Origin of the sequence: Candidatus Brachybacter algidus, from assembly GCF_016707225.1 — a bacterium.
GTDB classification, from domain to species: Bacteria; Bacteroidota; Bacteroidia; order Chitinophagales; family Saprospiraceae; genus Parvibacillus; species Parvibacillus algidus.
Genome location: NZ_JADJID010000005.1, coordinates 216,364 through 236,415 on the forward strand (window position 1 = coordinate 216,364; position 20,052 = coordinate 236,415).

At 36.2% G+C, this 20,052-nt stretch carries 14 protein-coding genes; 10 read left to right on the plus strand and 4 right to left on the minus strand.

Going from position 1 to position 20,052, the window contains the following annotated elements; all coding sequences use genetic code 11:
• Positions 1–12 precede the first annotated feature (12 nt).
• Positions 13–1,476 (minus strand): proline--tRNA ligase, encoded by a 1,464-nt coding sequence (gene proS / locus IPI15_RS15425; RefSeq protein WP_287421128.1) that lies wholly within the window; start codon positions 1,474–1,476, stop codon positions 13–15.
• Between the two features lie 215 nt (positions 1,477–1,691).
• On the opposite strand from proS, the gene IPI15_RS15430 reads away from it, so the two are divergent.
• The 5 genes from IPI15_RS15430 to IPI15_RS15450 all read left to right on the plus strand — a co-directional run bounded on the left by IPI15_RS15430 (position 1,692) and on the right by IPI15_RS15450 (position 8,660).
• The gene (locus tag IPI15_RS15430) at positions 1,692–2,759 is read left to right on the plus strand and encodes a hypothetical protein (RefSeq protein WP_287421130.1); all 1,068 of its coding nucleotides are present in this window, start codon (positions 1,692–1,694) and stop codon (positions 2,757–2,759) included.
• Positions 2,760–2,949: 190 nt separating this feature from the next.
• Positions 2,950–4,437 (plus strand): OmpP1/FadL family transporter, encoded by a 1,488-nt coding sequence (locus tag IPI15_RS15435; RefSeq protein WP_287421132.1) that lies wholly within the window; start codon positions 2,950–2,952, stop codon positions 4,435–4,437.
• Positions 4,438–4,606: 169 nt separating this feature from the next.
• Positions 4,607–5,908 (plus strand): dihydrolipoamide acetyltransferase family protein, encoded by a 1,302-nt coding sequence (locus tag IPI15_RS15440; protein WP_287421134.1) that lies wholly within the window; start codon positions 4,607–4,609, stop codon positions 5,906–5,908.
• A gap of 4 nt (positions 5,909–5,912) precedes the next feature.
• Entirely contained in the window at positions 5,913–8,054 is a 2,142-nt protein-coding gene (locus IPI15_RS15445; protein ID WP_287421136.1) for a hypothetical protein, read from the plus strand.
• Between the two features lie 3 nt (positions 8,055–8,057).
• Positions 8,058–8,660: a class I SAM-dependent methyltransferase gene (locus IPI15_RS15450; RefSeq protein ID WP_287405425.1), complete on the plus strand. Its 603-nt coding sequence runs from the start codon at positions 8,058–8,060 to the stop codon at positions 8,658–8,660.
• Positions 8,661–8,696: 36 nt separating this feature from the next.
• On the opposite strand, the gene IPI15_RS15455 is transcribed toward IPI15_RS15450, so the two are convergent.
• Positions 8,697–9,185: an Lrp/AsnC family transcriptional regulator gene (locus IPI15_RS15455; protein ID WP_287405426.1), complete on the minus strand. Its 489-nt coding sequence runs from the start codon at positions 9,183–9,185 to the stop codon at positions 8,697–8,699.
• Positions 9,186–9,302: 117 nt separating this feature from the next.
• Between IPI15_RS15455 and IPI15_RS15460 the strand changes: the two genes are divergently transcribed.
• Entirely contained in the window at positions 9,303–10,229 is a 927-nt protein-coding gene (locus tag IPI15_RS15460; protein WP_287421138.1) for a S41 family peptidase, read from the plus strand.
• Here the strand turns inward: IPI15_RS15460 and IPI15_RS15465 are convergent.
• Positions 10,219–10,800 carry an L-threonylcarbamoyladenylate synthase gene (locus tag IPI15_RS15465; protein ID WP_287405428.1) on the minus strand — a complete coding sequence of 194 codons (582 nt, stop codon included), beginning with the start codon at positions 10,798–10,800 and terminating at the stop codon, positions 10,219–10,221. The two genes, IPI15_RS15460 and IPI15_RS15465, sit on opposite strands and share 11 nt — an antisense overlap.
• 233 nt (positions 10,801–11,033) lie before the next feature.
• On the opposite strand from IPI15_RS15465, the gene IPI15_RS15470 reads away from it, so the two are divergent.
• The 4 genes from IPI15_RS15470 (at position 11,034) to rplS (ending at position 18,596) form a co-directional block, all read left to right on the plus strand.
• Positions 11,034–13,190: a PKD domain-containing protein gene (locus IPI15_RS15470; RefSeq protein ID WP_287421140.1), complete on the plus strand. Its 2,157-nt coding sequence runs from the start codon at positions 11,034–11,036 to the stop codon at positions 13,188–13,190.
• 75 nt (positions 13,191–13,265) lie between these two features.
• Entirely contained in the window at positions 13,266–15,434 is a 2,169-nt protein-coding gene (locus tag IPI15_RS15475) for a PKD domain-containing protein (RefSeq protein ID WP_287421142.1), read from the plus strand.
• A gap of 488 nt (positions 15,435–15,922) precedes the next feature.
• Positions 15,923–18,136: a PKD domain-containing protein gene (locus IPI15_RS15480; RefSeq protein ID WP_287421143.1), complete on the plus strand. Its 2,214-nt coding sequence runs from the start codon at positions 15,923–15,925 to the stop codon at positions 18,134–18,136.
• 100 nt (positions 18,137–18,236) lie between these two features.
• Positions 18,237–18,596: a 50S ribosomal protein L19 gene (rplS, locus tag IPI15_RS15485; protein WP_287421145.1), complete on the plus strand. Its 360-nt coding sequence runs from the start codon at positions 18,237–18,239 to the stop codon at positions 18,594–18,596.
• A 337-nt stretch (positions 18,597–18,933) separates the two neighbouring features.
• Here the strand turns inward: rplS and IPI15_RS15490 are convergent, their stop codons facing one another.
• Positions 18,934–19,782: a glycosyltransferase gene (locus IPI15_RS15490; protein WP_287405433.1), complete on the minus strand. Its 849-nt coding sequence runs from the start codon at positions 19,780–19,782 to the stop codon at positions 18,934–18,936.
• Positions 19,783–20,052 lie beyond the last annotated feature (270 nt).

Sequence of the window (20,052 nt, forward strand, 5' to 3'; positions counted from 1 at the left end):
TTATTTGTTTAATTAATATGCAATAGCGAATAAAACTCTTTGATCGGCGGGCTTGCCTGAATAAACACAAACCCCGTCTTCCATTTTATTATTTAGAGGAATACATCTTATTGTCGCCTTAGTTAATTCCTTGATCTTTTCTTCAGTTTCTGATGTTCCATCCCAGAATGCACTGATGAATCCTCCCTTGGCAAGAACTTCCTTAAATTGATCGAAATTATCAACTTCAGTGATGTTCTCATCCCTGTATTTGAGTGCTCTGTTGAAAAGATTTGATTGAATGTCTTCTAAAGTATTTTCGATTTCTTCAATAAGGGATATAACTTTTACCTGCTTTTTTTCAAAAGTATCTCGCCGTGCCATTTCAACTTCCCCATTTTGCAAATCACGAGCACCAATACCGATCCGGATCGGAACGCCTTTTAATTCATATTCTGCAAACTTAAATCCTGGTCGCAATCTATCATCCTGATCGTATTTAACTGTAATTCCAATCTTTTTAAGGTTTGCCATTAGGTCTAAAGCTACAGCGTCTATTTCCTCCGAAGGTTTAGGAATGGGAACAATGACCACATGTATAGGTGCAAGTTTTGGTGGCAAGACCAAGCCTTTGTCGTCAGAATGTGTCATGATCAAACCGCCGATTAGTCGGGTAGACACTCCCCATGATGTAGCCCATACAAACTCTTCAACATTTTTATCATTCAGGAATTTTACTTCGAATGCTTTTGCAAAGTTTTGACCTAAAAAGTGTGAAGTACCTGCCTGCAATGCTTTGCCATCCTGCATTAGTGCCTCAATAGTATATGTATCTAGCGCTCCTGCAAACCTTTCATTGGCAGACTTAACACCTTTGATTACCGGCATGGACATAAACTCTTCAGCGAATTTTGCATAAATATCCAACATGGTTTTTGTCTCTATTACTGCTTCTTCAGATGTAGCATGTGCCGTATGTCCCTCTTGCCATAGAAATTCAGTAGTTCTGAGGAACATTCTGGTGCGCATCTCCCATCGCACTACATTCGCCCATTGGTTGATCAATAAAGGTAGATCTCTATAAGATTTAACCCAATCTTTATAGGTATGCCAGATAATAGTCTCAGAAGTAGGACGGACTATGAGTTCTTCTTCCAACTTAGCACTTGGATCTACGATCACACCACCACCATTAGGGTCATTCATTAATCTATGATGAGTTACAACAGCACATTCTTTGGCAAAACCTTCCACATGTTGGGCCTCCTTTGAAAGAAAACTCTTTGGAATGAAGAGTGGAAAATAGGCGTTAACATGACCCGATTCCTTAAACATAAAGTCCAGTTGATCACGCATTTTTTCCCATATAGCGTATCCATATGGTTTAATCACCATGCAACCTTTTACAGCAGAATGTTCTGCCAAACCTGCTTTTATGACGATATCATTATACCATGCTGAATAATTTTCAGTACTACTCGTTATTTCTTTACTCATTCTGTATCTTCCTATTTTTGAAAATGGAATTTTTGATCCATGTCCATTGTTTACAATTGTAATGCCTTAAATTGCGGTTACTAATTGTATTTTAACTAATTGTAAAATAAATATTATTAATAATTTAACATAAATTCGGGGATAAAAGTAATACTTTAGCCGTTGAAAAGGGTATAATACTTTAAAGACATTAAAAAATTTATAAAATGAGAGTCTTGCGTTTTTTATTACCAGTGATGTTACTGACAGGATTAACTGCCACGTCTTCATTATATGCTCAGTTTGATGATGTATATTATGATCCCGCCAAGGATAATCTTTCTGACACATATGCCAGAGTGGAAAAATATGACAATAATTCCACCACTACTACTTCTTCAGGAGGTTATGAAGGCAATAATTATGTCAATAATTCATCAGATAATGGATATGATGATGAATCATATGACTATCAGGATGGATATGATAGTGGATATGAAGATGGTTACTATACTTCTCGTATAAATAAATTTCATAGATACAATGGAGGATTTAACAACTACTATGACAATTTTGGTTATAATAATGGTTGGATGTTCCGTCCTAGTATGACTTTTGGATATGATCCATTCTTTAATTATAATAGATACTATAATAATAGTTTCTGGGGATTTGGAAGTCCTTACGATAGTTACTATGGTGGATATGGAAATTATGGATATGGTGGCTATGGCAATAACTATGGATACGGAGGCTTTAACAACTATTATGGTTATGGTGGGTATAATAATTATTATGGTGGTGGATATTATCCTAACTACTGGTATGACTATGGAGGAAGTAATAAGTCAAACAAAGTTTATGGTGCTAGAAATGGTGGTGCTGTAGTTGGAAGTAAATCTGGCTATAGAGATAGATCTGAAATCAGAACTACAGATACAAATGGCAGCAGGGATAGACAGTCTAATACTTCTAAGACAAACATTGATGAAAGATCTACTACTACACCAAGTAGAACAAGATCAACACCACAGAGAGAGACAACTCCTTCTAGGGAAAGAGTAAATCCGACCAGAGAAACAACTCCAACAAGGGAAAGAACAACTCCAACAAGAGAAAGAGCCACGCCTCAGCGTGAAACAACTCCTACCAGAGAGAGATCAGAACCTAGTAGATCTAGATCTAATGATACCTATACAGCTCCATCAAGGTCTGAATCTTCACCGAGTGCTTCTCCTTCAAGGTCAAGTGACAGTGGTAACAGCGGAAGATCTTCTTCAGGTAGGTCAGGTAGAGGGGGTTAAAATAGCGTTTTCTATATATCTTAATAATTTATAAGGTGGTATTATGTCTAAGTATTACCACCTTATTTATTTAGGTCAATGCCCAGATACCCGGCAGAAAACTTCTTGCCCCTTTTGAATAAAACGAACCAAGAATTTAGTCATTCCCAAAAATGACTAGCTAACTTTTAAAAAATTAAAACCAAATACCATGAAAAATATCTTGTTCAAAACGGTGATCTTAGCTAGTGCTTTTTTCGCCATATCAAATATAGAGGCACAGTCAGCACTTGACGTTTTAAGACTTTCAGATCAGACCCTTATAGGAACAGGAAGAGCAGCTGGAACAAATACCAATATGAGTGGAATTGGAGCGGATTTTACAACACTTTCTTCCAATCCGGCAGGAATAGCACAATATCGCAAGTCAGAAATAATGCTATCACCAACAGTAACCCATTCCAATATAGAATCAACTTTGTTGGGAGGATCAGTAGGCGCACCTGTTGACGAAAGTAAGACGAAATTCAGATTGCCCAATTTAGGAATAGTAATTGCTAAAGAAGGACGGGACAATATTAGTTATGCGTTTGGGTTCGGAGTTAATGGTTACATGGGAAGTAATCAAAATTTCACATTCAAAGGGAAAAGTAAGGGTTCGATCTCTGAAAGATTTGCTGCACTTGCTAATGGACTTGAGCTGGATGAGTTGGATAATTTTGAAGCAGGATTGGCATATGATTCAGAATTACTTATAGAAAAAAGGCCTGATGGGTCTTATTCCTATGACTATGAAAATTATAAAACCACTGAATTGACAAAATACCAGAATGTCCAATCCTCAGGAAGATACAATGAAGTAGCTTTCTCGGGAGGTGTCAATTTGACCAATAAACTACTTTTAGGTGCTACTATTGGCGTACCGACATACAGATATAATGAAGCTAAGGTATATCAGGAACTTGATAAGGATGAGGCTGTGCCTTTTTTTGACGAAATTCAATTCAGAGAATACAAAGCAGTTTCAGGTACAGGAATCAATGCAAAATTTGGACTTTTTTTCAAGCCAATCAATAATCTAATTATAGGGGCGGCAGTTCACTCACCGACTTTTATAGCGATTACTGATGATTATAGTACAGAACTGGATTATAAATTTACCTTCAATAACGCTCCTGTTTCTAATTCGTTTGAATCTCCAGAGGCCACTATCGATTATACGATAACTACTCCAATGAAGCTATCAGGAAGTATTGGTGGAATACTTGGCAAGTTTGGATTTATAAATGCTGAAGTTGAGTATCAGGATTATTCCAAAAGTAAGATCAAAATAAAAGCTGGTGAAAATGTAATCAATGACAATCTGGTTCAAGACAATATTAATGCAGACATCAAAGCAAATTATCAGAAAACAGTAAAAGTTAATTTTGGAGCTGAGGTAGCAGCAATACCTAACTTTAGATTGAGAGCAGGGATAGGCTTCGCTAAAAGTCCATATGTGTCAGAATCTGAATTCTTGCCGAACTTCGGATTTGGTGCCGGTTATAGAAATGATTATTTTTTCTTAGATCTTGCATATCGTCAATGGCGATCTGAAAACGGGTACGAGCCATACTATATAACAGAGGCTGCCGAAACGCTGGTTTCTCAGAAATTGACTCAAAGCGCATTTGTATTGACGATAGGGTTCAAATTGTAATCTTCAGCTCGAAAAGAAATTAATGCTGATTCTTTTCACAAAATATTAAATATCAATTAGTTATAATATCACTTGAATTGTCATCTATGGTGTAGGGATGAATTTTTATCATATTATTACTTGGAAAGGCTTATTTTTGTGCGAATTTTCGAATGAAACAACAATTTAAATGGCCACATACGAATTAATAATGCCCAAAATGGGAGAGAGTATCATGGAAGCAACGATCCTCAACTGGGTCAAAAATGTCGGTGATACCATTGAGATAGATGAAACCATCATTGAAATAGCTACAGACAAAGTAGATAGCGAGATTCCTTCGCCTGTGGCAGGAACACTTTCCAAAATATTATTCAATGTAAATGATGTCGTTCCAATAGGTACCGTAATCGCTCTTATTGATACAGGTGGTCCTGGTTCAGTTGTTGAACCTACAATAACAGAAATAAAGACGGCCGAAGCTCCAATACAGGCGTCCCAACAAGCAACTGAAATTAAAGTCGAACCAATTTCTGAAAAAACAGAAAGTGACAGATTTTACAGTCCACTTGTTAAAAACATCGCTAAAGAAGAAGGTATTTCTGTCAGTGAAATGGATAAGATACCGGGCTCCGGACAAGAGGGTAGGCTTACTAAGAATGATCTCCTTGCATATTTAAAAACAAGAAGTCAACCACAGCAAGAATCAGCTCGTCCTGCTTCCATTCCTGCACAGCCGGTTCAATCTCAAATAAAATCAGCTCCAGCCACTTCAATGAGTGGTGATGTTGAAATAATAGAAATGGATAGAATGCGCAAGCTGATCGCAGACCATATGGTCATGTCCAAACATGTTTCACCCCACGTCACATCTTTCGTTGAAGTCGATATGACAAACATCGTGAGATGGAGAGAAAAAGTTAAAAAAGATTTTAATTCAAAATACGGTCAAAATATCACCTTTACCCCCATTTTTATTGATGCTGTGGTCAAGGCCATCCGTGATTACCCAATGATCAATTGTTCTGTAGATGGCACGACCATCATGCGCAAGAAAAATATCAACATAGGTATGGCTGCTGCATTGCCTTCTGGCAATCTAATCGTGCCGGTCATCAAAGATGCAGATAATATGAATTTGATCGGTCTTACAAAGACTGTCAATGACCTTGCAGGACGTGCAAAAACCAACCAATTGAAACCTGAAGAGATTCAGGGAGGAACCTTTACTATTACTAATGTAGGTTCCTTTGGAAATATAATGGGCACGCCAATTATAAATCAGCCTCAGGTAGCGATCATGGCAATTGGAGCAATTAAGAAAAAGCCTGCAGTGCTGGAAACAGCGGATGGAGATGTCATTGCTATCAGACACATGATGTTTCTTTCTCTTTCTTATGATCATAGAGTGGTGGATGGCATGCTTGGAGGTTCTTTCTTACGCAGGACAGCTGATTATCTAGAAGCTTTTGATATCAACCAATCAATCTGATTTAATGGGGAGGCTTAAATTCACTTTTGTAGTCTTGTTATTGATATGCTCTAATCTTTTGATAGGGCAGGGAACAGCCAATAAAGTCAGAGATGAAGCAGACAGGTACTTTAAGGCCCAGGAATATTCTAAAGCGATTCAATTGTATGAGAGGCTCTCTCTGATGAATAGTAACAATACAGATTTTAATAAAAATCTGGGTATTTCTTATTTTTTTTCAAACAGATTGCAAGAGGCAGAGACTTCCTTGACTAAATATTACAATGTCCATAAGGAGGATCTAGATGCTGTGTACTACCTGGCTTGTGCTGCTCATCATGAATTGAAATTCGACTTAGCAATTGATTTTTATAAATACTTTCTTTCGCGGTCAAAACCTTCCAATCCATTGTATAAATCTGTCATTGGAGATATCAAGAGATGCGGAGTCGCAAAGAAGATAAAGTACCAGGAAGAACTTGCGATCAGCGAGAATTCAGGTCCTAAGGTCAATTCTCCTGCAGATGAGATCAATCCTACATGGAGCCCTAATCACAATGGTAGAATCTATTTTACTGCCAACCAAGAAATAGACACAACGGATAGATTGGACAATTTAATGTCTAAAGTTTCAGATGATTACAATATGTTTGGATCAGAAATTCAGATAGATAATGGACTTCTAAGCTACGCCTATCCACTTAATGAAGCACTTAATACACCAGAGGTAGAACAAATCTATGGCTTTAATGAAAATGGGAAATTACTTTATTTCGGCAGAGGACAATCACTTACCAGTCTATCTTTATATACCGAAGATCTAACGATATTAGATGATGAATCACCGAGTATCAATAAGTTTGATGCGCCTTTTGGAAATGATCCGATGCTCATCGACCTTTATCCGTTTTCGGATTCGGTTCTAATATTTTCGTCTATAAGACCTGAAGGATTTGGTGGCTATGATCTTTATTATGTTGAATTCAAAGATGGAAGATGGAAAGATCCGGTCAATTTCGGTGATAAAATTAATTCTGAATTTGATGAAAGAGCTCCTTTTTTATCAAAAGATGGCAGAACCTTATATTTTTCCTCCAATAATTTCCAAAGCGTAGGAGGATACGATATATTTTCAGCTTACTATCTGGATAAAGATATGGAGTGGACTAATGTCCAGAACATGGGTTTTCCTATTAATTCTCCGGGTCATGAATTGTTTTTCAAGCTTGGTTTTGATGGCCAGAAATCACTGTTTTCCTCCGATAGAAAGTCTGGATTTGGAGGATATGATCTGTATACAGGTTTTTTCAAATCTATTAGAACGGAACAAAATACGGCTGCACTTCCTGATGTTTTCTTCAAGGTTCCTGAATTTAAGTTGAACTCTCAGGAGTACCAGGATGAAGTGCTCGCTAATAAAATTACAGCACTTAATATTGAGCCACTTTATTATACAAGCGACGATAATGTGCTTCAGCCAAAAAATAAACAGCAATTGGACTTATTGGTAGAAATAGGCAAGCGCTTTCCAACTACAATTTTTAATTTTATGATCAATTCAGAGTCAAGTGTGTCACCTGAGATCGAATTATATTTCGGTATTAAAAGATCAGAACTGATCAGTAATTATATGATCTCGAAAGGGATCTCCGGTAATAGGGTCAATCTACAAAGTGTAGGAAGTTTGTATCCTATCGCAAAAAATGTATTGGATGGCAGACCAAGTATTTCCGGCCAGAATTTAAATAGAAGAGTTGAGATCAGCATTAATAATATAGATTCATTGCCATTGAAGATTACTTATAAACAACCTTTTGTCAGTGATCTATTAAAGACATCAGATGGATCAAAATTTAAAAGAAGGATCAATGGACTTTCATATAGGGTGCAGATCGTATCTCTGAAACAGATGTATAATGGTGATATTTATTCTTTAAGCCCAGACCTTTTAATAGAATCACAGGGAGGTAGCGGCAATTACCGTTATATGACTGGACTATTTCCAACTTTTGCTGATGCGGTAGATTTTCAAACGATTTTAATTAAAAATGGATTGAAAGATGCTTTCATTGTTCCTTATATTGACAACGTAAGGCTAATTAAGTCAACAATTTCTGAGAGCATGATGAATAAATATCCCGATCTAAGAAAATATTACCTAAATTAAAGTATGGACTCGATACACAAGATGCCTGCCGGATTAAGACAACAAGACCATATGGGAAGATTCGCCTTTTTTAAAGAAAGTTTAAGAAATTTTAAAACAGTAGGTACAGTGACACGGAGTTCGAGGTATCTATGCCAGGCCGTAGTAAAAAGAGGAGATCTTTCAGCTGCCAAAGTCATAGTTGAATTAGGGGCTGGTGATGGTGTGATGACAAGACATTTGCTAAAGGCTATGCCGAAGGATGCTATTTTGTTCTCTTTCGAGATCAATGAATTATTTTGTGAACAAATGGCACAAATTAAAGACACCCGATTAAGAATCATCAATGATTCTGCTGAGATACTTCCTACGATCCTACATAAACTGGGTATACATGAAGTAGATACGGTGGTTTCGGCGCTCCCTTTCTCTGTTTTTCCTGAAGAGCTTGCCAGGTCTATAGTTCAGACAAGTCATGACGTTCTCAAATCCAATGGAAGGTTTGTTCAGATACATTATAGTCTTAAGACTAGAAAACTCTACCGCGAGGTTTTTGGTAATGTGGGTACGACTTTTGAGTTCAGGAATATTCCTCCAGCCTTTGTGCTTCTTTGTTTTAAAAAATAAAATTAAAAAGGCCTTTTGTTTAGAAGGCCTTTTTAATTAATAATCTTTATTTTTTTCGATCTCAATGACATCTATTTGTCGACTTAGACCTTCATCCAAAGATATAAGTGTTTCAGTATTTGAGATGCCCTTGATGTCAATAATCTTGCCGTGTAGGATGTTTTTTAGATGCGTATTGTTCTTACAGATCAATTGAATGATACCGCTGAATCTCCCTGTAGTAAGATTGACTACAGTCACTTCAGGAATCTTTCTCAAAGCCTCAATTATATGTTTGTAATTGGCGCCTTCAGAAAAATTAACGCCAACAAAAGCTTTGATTTCAAATCCCAATTTAGTATGATCGGCGATAAGATGCATCGCTTTTATCACACCAATTTGTTCTAGCTTTTTCATTCTCACATGGATAGTTCCACCCGAAACTTCAAGTTGACTTGCGATTTCTGCGTAAGTTGAATTTGCATCTTTCATTAAAATTGATAATATTTGTTTATCAATTCGATCTAATTCATGATCTTTGTTCATATATGAAAGTATTTAATGTTGTTGTATTTTATTAATTTGAGTTTATGTCTAATTTAACACGAATATACTGTAAAATGTTCAACAGAATGAGACAAAACTATATTTACATTAAAAAATATGCTTAAAAATTCAATTCCTCTTGGAGTTTCTTTACTTTTTGTTATACTTTTCCAATTATTTAATAACAGTACAATTGAAAGCAAGCAGAGTGGTAATAAAATCACAAATGAAGCTTTACAAACCATAGAAGTAAAGGGCTTTTTAGGTGAATTCAATCCATTTTTGAGTCAGGAACTTTTGAGAGATAAGGTGAGTATTAATTCAGATTCTTCAATGATAGGTAGTATTAGTATTATGAATGCTGATCAGTATAGAAAATGGATCGGTAAAATCAATATCACAAATGCAACGAACAAAGACACGATAATTGACTCATCTATTTTAACTTTTGGTACTCCTAATTCTACTATTTCAAAAGCTCGATATATAAAATTGAAAGCAATCCGAAATGGCGCTTATCAATCTTTTATGAAAGGAATGGAAAGGCTGGCAGGCTTTTCTGGTTATGATACCTTATATCTCGACCTTAGAAATTGTAGTTCGGGACTCGATCAGGAAGTGACTAAGATTGCCAATCAACTTGTCTATGATGCAGACGTGATGATGATGAAGGAAATGTTTTTTAATGGCACGATAAATAAAATAAATTCAAGAGGTAAGGTGTTTTTTCCTTTGAAAAAGATCATTATCCTCGTCAACGAGCAAACATCCGGAGTTTCTGAATTACTGATTCGGATGATTCAAAAGGGAAGTCAGGTCGAAATTCTGGGAAAACCTACAGTCGGTGCTCAGCTCATTATGCGCTTCTTTCCTTTATCAAATGGGAAATATCTTTTTTTTCCAATTGGATATTATTGTAATGATTGCGAAAAAGTTGATCAAAAATACGATCAGAAGAAACTCAATCCAATTTTGCCAAATATTAATTTGAGCGATATTAAAATGGACTCATTATTAAAGCAAAAGTTTGATATCAGTCTCTGATGACTTTGATGATTCCGTCTGCATCTTCAGTGATTATTCGAGAACCTGATTTTTCAACATTATTTGTTTGGTCAAACTGAACGATGTAGTCGACACCTTTCAATATTGGTTTAGAGATTTCTTTAAATAGTCCCGGGGTAAACTCACCGCTTATATTGGCAGATGTGGAAACTATGGGTTTGCCAAATTTCAATAGGAGCTCCCTACAAAAAGGATCATCCGGCACTCTTATGGCCACTGTCCCATCCTCACTTATGAGCTGAGATGCAAGGTTTTTAGCATCTTTTAATATAAAAGTTACAGGCTTTTCACTTTTATTTGCAAAATCGAGCATTGCTAATGAAGGTGGTTTGGCAAAATTTGAAATATCATTAAAGCTTGCCACCAGGATGATAAATGATTTTGAACCGGGTCGGTTCTTGAGGTCAATTATTTTATTAATGGCTACTTCACTTTGAGCATCACAGCCGATTCCCCAAACAGTATCTGTCGGATACAAAATTAATAATTCTTCCCTGAGATGCGTTATACAATGGGTAATGTCATTGTTGAAATTAGATTCATCGTTCATTTATTCATCAATATTAGGCAATAAATATACTGATTGAGTATATTTAATTGGTCTTTTATGGTTTTATATAATAACTTTGTCAACACAACAAGTTAACTTTTTATAGAAATAAAAGTTTCATTATGAAGTAATTGTATACGAGTTCAACACAGATGGTCAAAGGTTTATTTTTTTTATGTTTTCTTGTATTGTTCCAATATGAGAGTGCAGCTAAGCACATAATTGGTGGGGTGATGTCTTACGAGTTCATCAGTAATAGCGGTAACATAAACCGATATAAGCTGGTTCTCAAGATGTACAGAGATTGTAAACCAGAAGCAAATAAAGCAGATTTTGATGGTTTGTTCAATCAGGTGCCTGCACTTGCGACTGTTTTTATTAATACGAATCAAATATTTATTGACCAGCTGAATTTTGGTGTTCCGGCAGTAAAAGTAATAGGACTCGAGATCACTAACAAATGTTTGGTCCTCCCTCCTGATATATGTGTAGAGGAGGGTGTTTATACTGCTTTTGTCGACTTGCCTGTGAGCACATCAAGTTATCATATAACCTATCAGAGATGTTGCAGAAATAATAGTATATCCAATCTTGTTCGTCCTGGTGATGCAGGGGCTACATTCACAGTAGAGATAACTCCACGAGCGCAAAATGAAATGAATTCTTCTCCTCAGTTTTCAAATTTTCCTCCAACAGCTATTTGTGCTAACTTCCCACTGGTCTTTGACCATTCAGGAATTGATAAGGATGGTGATTCCTTGGTTTACTCACTTTGTGCACCTTATATAGGTGGTGGCAACGATGACAACGGCAGCAATGGATGCTTTGTGGTAGCGCCGGATCCTGACTGTCCACCTCCTTTTGATGAAGTTACCTATAGACCTCCATATTCTGCATTGAACCCTTTAGGCGGCGATCCAATACTTACCATAAACTCTATGACCGGACTATTATCCGGCACACCAACTGTGACTGGTCAGTTTGTCGTAGGTATTTGTGTGAAAGAATATCGGGCAGGTTTGTTACTTTCAGAGATCAGGCGCGATTTCCAGTTTAATGTGACTCCATGCACAAAGACAGTCAATGCGCTGGTTGAAGCGCTTGGGATAGAAGGCAGAGACATAGAAGTAAGGGTCTGCGGAGATTCCATTCTTAATATTACAAACAATAGTTCAATTGCCACAAATATTTTCGATCTGACTTGGGACTTTGATTACATGGGTCAGAAGCAATCAGGGAAAACTAAGGATTTTGTTTTAAAAACACCTGACCTTGGTTTATACACCGGGACACTGTTGCTTAATCCCGGACTGCCTTGCAGTGATACTGCCTTTATTAGAGTCAATGTGTTTCCGGATATTAAGGCTGATTTTAGTCAAACCTACGATACTTGTTTAGGTAAAGTAATAGACTTTATGAATCTTTCAGTAAGTGATGCAGGGCCGATCCAGACTAGTACCTGGAAGGCTAATGAAGTGATTTTTGCTACCACAAGTGACGCCCAATTTAATACGTTGGAGCCGGATTTCTATAATATGGAACTCATTGTTTCTGACCAAAATCAATGCATGGATAGTATTTCCAAAACAGTTCCTTTCTTTCCTATACCTAAAGATGAGTTGATCAGTCCTGAAGCGATGGAAGGTTGTGATCCTTTTACAGTTCATTTTCAGCGTCCTAATAATTATATAACAAATGACTATGATATTACATGGCAATTTGGAGATGGCAGCACAGGAAAAGGTACCGATCCTACTCATCAATATACTGAACCCGGTATTTATAATATCAGTGTAAATGTCCAAAATGTATTTGGATGTGAGACGGAAGCAGTATTTCCACAGACTATCACAGTAGTTGAATCACCTGTAGCCGGATTTACTTATTTGCCTAAAGAACTATCCAACTTGAAGCCACTACTTAATATTACTGACGCAAGTAAGGATGCATCCTTCTGGTTCTATAGTTTTGGGAACGGAAGTCAGAGTTCCGATAGAAATCCAGAATATACTTACCCGGATACAGGAATGTATGTAATAACTCAGATCGTAACACACGAAAACGGCTGCAAGGATACCATCCAGATTAATGTAGATGTGGCGCCAAAATATACGATCTTTTTGCCTAATGCTTTCATCGGTGGCAATCTTGGAGACAATGGTGTATACGGGTCTGTTGGGATACCTTTTGGTATAAAGTCTTTTGAGTTGTCCATATATGACAGATGGGGCAACAAGGTTTTTGGAACTACAGATTTTAATGGCAGGTGGGATGGCAAAAATAAAGCAGGACAAGTCTTGCCCAATGGAGTGTATGCTGTAAGAGTCAAGCTTACAGAGGCCAGAGGTGGTGAGCGGGAAATAAAAGGTACAGCGGTACTAGTACAATAACTTCATGATCCAATCAATATGCTTATAAGACAATTGATACTTATTTTTTTGATTCTGATAGCTAGCAACATGTGTATGAAAGCGGCACATATTATTGGTGGCGTGATGTCCTATGAATATATTTCTACGGAGAATAATATCAATACTTATAAAATCACTTTACGTGTATTTCGCGATTGTAACCCATTTACTACAGGAGCGGACTTTGACAAGCCGGCACCAATCTCCATTGGCAAATCAGATTTCACTTATTTTAACAAGAACGTATCCTTCGGAAACCCTGTAGTGACCACTATCTCAAATCAATTTACTAATTTTTGCCTAGCCCTGCCTCCAAATGTTTGTGTGCAGCAAGGGGTTTATACCAAATTGGTCAAATTGCCAATAGAGGATAATCTTTCGTATTTTATTATATATCAGAGATGTTGCAGGAATAACACCATTTTCAATATTCTTGCACCGGGTGATCGGGGGGCAACTTTTATGATAGAGATCACACCAGAGGCTCAAAAATTAAATAATTCATCTCCAACTTTTAAGAATTTCCCGCCTATAGCCATTTGTGGAAATTATGCGTTAAACTTTGATCATTCAGCCATAGATATAGATGGAGATAGTTTGGTTTATAGCTTAACAGCGCCTTTGGAAGGTGGTGGAAAAGATATGGACATGAGCTGCACTTCGATTTCACCTATTCCGGCATGTTTGCCACCTTATGAAAGTGTTTCTTACAGAAATCCATTTAATATAAACAATCCTATTGGTGGCAGTCCGGGGCTGTCGCTCAACAAAGAAACCGGTCTAATGTTAGGTAATCCCGATATTTTAGGGCAGTTTGTGGTAGGAGTGATGGTAAAGGAGTATAGAAATGGTGTATTATTATCCACCACGATCAGAGATTTTCAATTCAATATTACACAATGTGAAAAAACGGTAAATGCGTTGTTAGAAATTGATGATACACAAGGCAAAGATTTAGAGTTGACTGTCTGTGGTGGCAAAACTTTCGATATTGAAAATAAGAGTTCCCTGGCTTCGAGCATTCTATCCTATGATTGGGAGTTTGAACATGATGGAAAGAAATTAACATCTCAAGATAAAAACATAACCCTCCAGACACCTGAACCGGGTATTTATACCGGTCGTTTAATTCTTAATCAAGGGTTAGAATGCACTGATACTGCTAACTATGTGATCAATAGGCTTCCTGAGCTAACAGCTGATTTTGATGCTGATTTCGATCCATGTGAGCGCACAGGAATTCAATTTACAGATAAATCTACAACAGAGACTGGGCTAGATTATACCCATAGTTGGACAAGTAATGGAATGGAGTTTTCAACAAGTTCAAATCCACTACTTAATCAACTTACGGTTGGAGATAAAAAGTTTACCCTGATCGTACAGGATAGTAACAACTGCATAGATAGTGCGACCCACTTCGTGGATTACATTCAATCCCCTGATTATGACCTGGTGTTTGCTCCTTCCTTAACCGGCTGTGCAAATGCATTAATCACTATGAATCATCTGGATCCGCTAGATGCTGAATTGCAAAAAATAGATTGGGATTTTGGCGACGGAGCTAAAGGGGAAGGTCCAGTGCCACAGCATATTTATGCCTCACCGGGTGATTACGATATATCAGTAAAAATCACGCATTCACTTGGCTGTATCTACGAAAAGACATTTAGGAATGTCATCCATATAAAAGAGAGTCCAGTCGCTGCTTTTGATTTCAATCCGAAAGAATTGTCCAATCTCTCCGCTAAGATCAGCATAAATGATCTTAGTAAAGATGCTATAAAATGGTTGTATGATTTTGGGGAAGGTGAGTTTTCAATTTTAACTGAACCCATTTATGAATATAAGGATACAGGAATCTACACCATATATCAAAAAGTAACTAATCAGTTTGGCTGCATAGATACGGCGTTTGCAATAGTAGATGTCAAGCCAATATATACCATTTTCCTTCCGAATGCTTTTATCGCAGGAAGCAATAGCATAAATGGCAGTTATGGGGCAGTAGGTATTCCCTTTGGATTAAGGGAATTTGAGATGAGGATCTATGACAGATGGGGAAATGAGGTTTTTCATTCCAATGATTTCAACCAAAAATGGGATGGCAATAACTCCGATGGTCAACCCGCTGCAAACGGAGTATATGCTGTTTTGGTGCGCCTTACAGGAGCTAGAGGTGCTACAGAGACTATCCGGGGTCAGGCAGTGCTTTTAAAATGATTACTTCAATATTTGACATTAGAAGTTAAAATCAGAAATCAGAAACCAGAAATCAGAAATCAGAAGTCAGAAGTCAGAATGAGACTCCGAAGGTTGAGTCCGGCAAATGAAAACATTTAAGCAGATTGAAACGGCTCTAAAATTCAATTAACTATTGTTATCCAGAAATATGGATGATGATCTTTACAATATATTTAATTTGTATACAATTGATTAAGGATGTTATAAGCAACTCCGAAACGTGTGTATAACAAATTGCACAAAGCCGAATAAAAATCAACTACTATATTCGTATCCATCTTTTTATAAATTGTTTACTAAAATATATAACTTATTGCGGAATTAGTTATATGTACCTCCGAAACTTAAGTAATTACTTTAGATAGAATTGTAGTATTTTGCACCTCAATTAAATGAATTGATTCAAAAATGACTGTAATAGTTAAATTTAGCCCTCAGGACAATTTTTATAATGTCAATTAGTCAACATGCAGCGTTTTTTCCTCTTTATATTTTTGACCTCCTTCCTATTCATTCCAAAAGTTCAAAGTGCACACATTATCGGTGGAATGATGAGTTACGAATTCATTTCAACCAGTAATGGTATCAACAAATACAGAATTACAATCAGGGTGTTCAGAGATTGTCAATCTCAAGGTGCGGACTTCGATCAGCCTGCGGGGATTTCAATAGCCACATCTGAAGGGAGTTACATAAAAACAAATGAAAATTTTAGCAACCCAACCAAATCAAATCTAACTAATCTATTTTCCAATCCTTGTCTGGTACTTCCTCCGAATGTTTGCGTGCAGGAAGGTGTTTATACTAAGATTATTGATCTGCCGGTGATCAACCTAAGCTATTACATCATTTATCAGAGATGTTGCAGAAATAATTCGATCTTCAATATCATGAACCCGGGTGATGTAGGAGCTACTTACTACACGGAGATAACACCATTAGCTCAGCAGCTTCAGAACTCTTCTCCTACTTTCAAAACTATTCCACCGATAGCAGTTTGTGGCAATTTTTCTTTGCAATTTGATCATTCAGGCTTTGATAAAGACGGTGATAGCCTGGCTTACTATTTTGTAGCACCTATCATAGGTGGAGGACCTAATAGTTTCGGTAATAATTGTGATCTTACATCTCCAAGCCCTGATTGTCTGCCACCTTATGATAGTGTTACTTACAGACCACCATTCACGAGCAGATTCCCCATGGGTGGGGCACCAGCGATATCCATAGACAGCAAAACCGGATTGTTAACCGGATTGCCGAATGCCATCGGACAATTCGTGGTAGGTGTCAGAATAGATGAATATCGGAATGGTGTATTACTAAGTTCTTCGATCAGAGATTTTCAATTTAATGTAACTAACTGTGAGAAAGTTATCAAAGCTTCCATAGAGACGGATGATGTTTCGGGTCGTGATATTGAATTCAAGTTTTGTGGTGATGAATATGTTAAGATAGACAATAAAAGCACCTTGGCTTCAAGTATATTCAATTATTCCTGGAATGTTTCTCTGAATGGGAAGGATTCCCTTTATACTACCAAAGATCTTGATCTCAGCAAACTTGAATTTGGGAATTATACCGGAACTATGATTCTAAATAAAGGTCTTCAATGCACTGATACCGCTTTTTTTAAATTTAATAAATTTCCGGGAATAGATCCGGACTTTAGTTTTTTATACGATACATGTAAAGATAATGGTGTGAAATTTGAAAACCTTTCTATGAGTCAGGATGGTTTAGCCTTAATGAGTAATTGGCAGGATAAAGGGGTTTCTTTCAGTACTTCGCAGGATGCAGTTTATGGATTCAAAGGCCCTGGCGACTATGAAATAAAATTAACTCTAAGTGATTCCAATCAATGCATAGATAGCGTGACCAGGATCGTACCGTATTATCCGATACCTGACAAGGTATTGGAAATGGATAACATAAACGGTTGTGTTCCGGCTCTTATTAGTTTTGTCCAGCCTCATCCTGACCTGGATGATTCTTACAAAATTACATGGGACTTTGGTGATGGCAATACAGGCGAAGGATTAAATCCCGAGCATATATATTCGAAGGTCAATGCTTATGATATAAGTATCCATGTGGTTGATGCTGTAGGCTGTGTCTATGATGGTTTTTTTAGCAAGGCCGTTAGAGTTCATGATGTTCCAGAAGCAGGGTTTGGTTATTCTCCAAATGAAGTTTCTAATATCAAACCCGACATTCAAATAGAAGATGAAAGCAACAATGCAGTGCGGTGGCAATATGAATTGAGCAATGGGGATATATTACAAAGCAGAAACCCTGCATATATTTTCTCAGACACGGGTATTATATCGATTAAACAGTTGGTCACAAATCTGAATGGGTGTAAAGATTCTATCTCCTTATTTTTAGATGTGGTGCCTATAAATACTATATTTTTACCAAACGCATTTCTGCCTTCTACTCAGGGTGAGAGCAGTACTTTCCGACCTGCTGGCAACGGCTTTGGAATCAAAGACTATCAGATGTCAGTCTATGATAGATATGGAGAAGAGATTTTTACTACACATGATTGGAATATTGGGTGGAATGGCATGGACAAAAATGGCAAAGCACTTCCAAATGGTAATTATGTAGTGCGAGTTCACATCACCGGACCCCGGGAAGTATCGAAGGTTTTGCAAGGGACTGCAATGCTTTTGCGCTAAAGTTAAATTAAGTTGTATTTTTTTTCAGTGAAAAATAAATATTTCGATAACTATTACTTACCTTTGTGCCTCATTTCAAGAAAGAATAAACATAAGCGTCATGGATGCAATTAAATTTGTCAACGAACAAACATTAAGTTTAAAAAATAAAATGGATTTCGGTCCTGGCGATAACGTTGAGATCAGCTACCAGATCATTGAAGGAGCTAAAGAACGTGTTCAGATATTTAAGGGTGATGTGATCCAGATAAAAGGACACGGACTGACTAAGTCGTTCACTGTTAGAAAAATCTCTAATGGTGTAGGTGTAGAACGTATCTTCCCTTTCGCTTCTCCTAGCATCATTGGTGTTAGAGTTGTAAAAAGAGGTAAGGTTCGTCGTGCGAAATTATTTTACTTAAGAAGCTTAGTAGGTAAGGCTGCACGTATTAAAGAGAAAACTACATACTCAAAAAGCTAGTGTCATAGTTTTGAAATATATAAAGCTGCTTGGTCGTTCTGATTGAGCAGTTTTTTTTTGGGGGGGTCTGTTGGCATATTGGGGTGTTAGCGAGTTAGCGCATTTTGTGTGTTGGGCGTGTTGGGATATTAGCTTATTAGGTTTTAGCTTATAAGTGAAGTTGCGTTACATTGTTAATTCTTTGGTGTTTATTAAATAATTAGCATTAGCAAATAAGCCATCAAATCCTTTGCCGTAAAACTTAAATTAGATATCACTCCTTTATTTGATCTAGTACATAGTAAAAGCAACATTGAATAAATGTGAATGTTTTGTACATAATATTTACAAGAAAACATTAAGAAAACAGTTGAATAATTTTCTTTAAAATGTATTTTAATTTATATTTTAAATTCTTTAAGACATTCAATATTTTAACCTTCAAATTATTTGTAAGAATATAAATTGGGTTTCTCAATTTATATTCTTTTTTTATTGAAAAATCTTCTAAATTTATATTTCTAATCAGCGGTAGATTAAAATTTGCTCGATTAAATTTATTTCTTTTATGGACAATTTCAATCCATAAAGGCAAATTTGAGTTTACAATAACTGAAGTTGCATTTTTCCATTCATGATGCATTCGAGAAAAAACAGTTTGGAAATTAGATGTACTTTCAACTAGACTAATGAATGGATTAAATTTATTGTAATAATTTCTATACTCGTAGATATTACTTGAAATATCAAGTTGATATCCTCTTCTTAAGTCAATGATTGTTTCATGTTTCTTAATTGCTAAATTTTGAATAATATATACAAAATCGTGATGAATTGAATCATCATTATCTAATCTCGATGTAATAATAAAATCATCATCTTCCTCCAAGCTTTCCATGATTATTTGCTTAAAAGAATATTTTAAGGATTTTATTCCATCAATATAGATTGCTTTAAAATTTTGGAAATCATTTGTATATTTCTCAATTCGTTTTTTAAAAATATCTGGAGTGCTAACATCAAAAAAAATTAACCAGTAAAAGTTCTTTATACTTTGATTAGCAACCGATGGAAAACAATATTTTTCAAACAAATTAAATCTTTCCTCTAGCCATTTTTCGGTAAGAACAACAGACCCATCTTTTGCAGTGTTCCATTCTTCAATTTTTAAATTGAATCTTGTAGCAATAAAATGTTTAATAGACATATTCTTAAATTTTGATAGTCATAGTTTCAAAGATACTTGAACAATTGTTAAGTTTGCTTTTGAGTATATAATTTTTTTGCAATTACATAAAGTATAAATCTTTCAACATATTATTTATATTTGTGCGAGACACTTAATAATGTAAGCACATCATTTATAAAGTGTCAATATCTTGATGTCATATATAAATTAATCGCGTATGTACATTATTAATCGTAAACTATATATTAATAAATAATGTAATATGTGTGCTTCGGCATTAAAATTGCA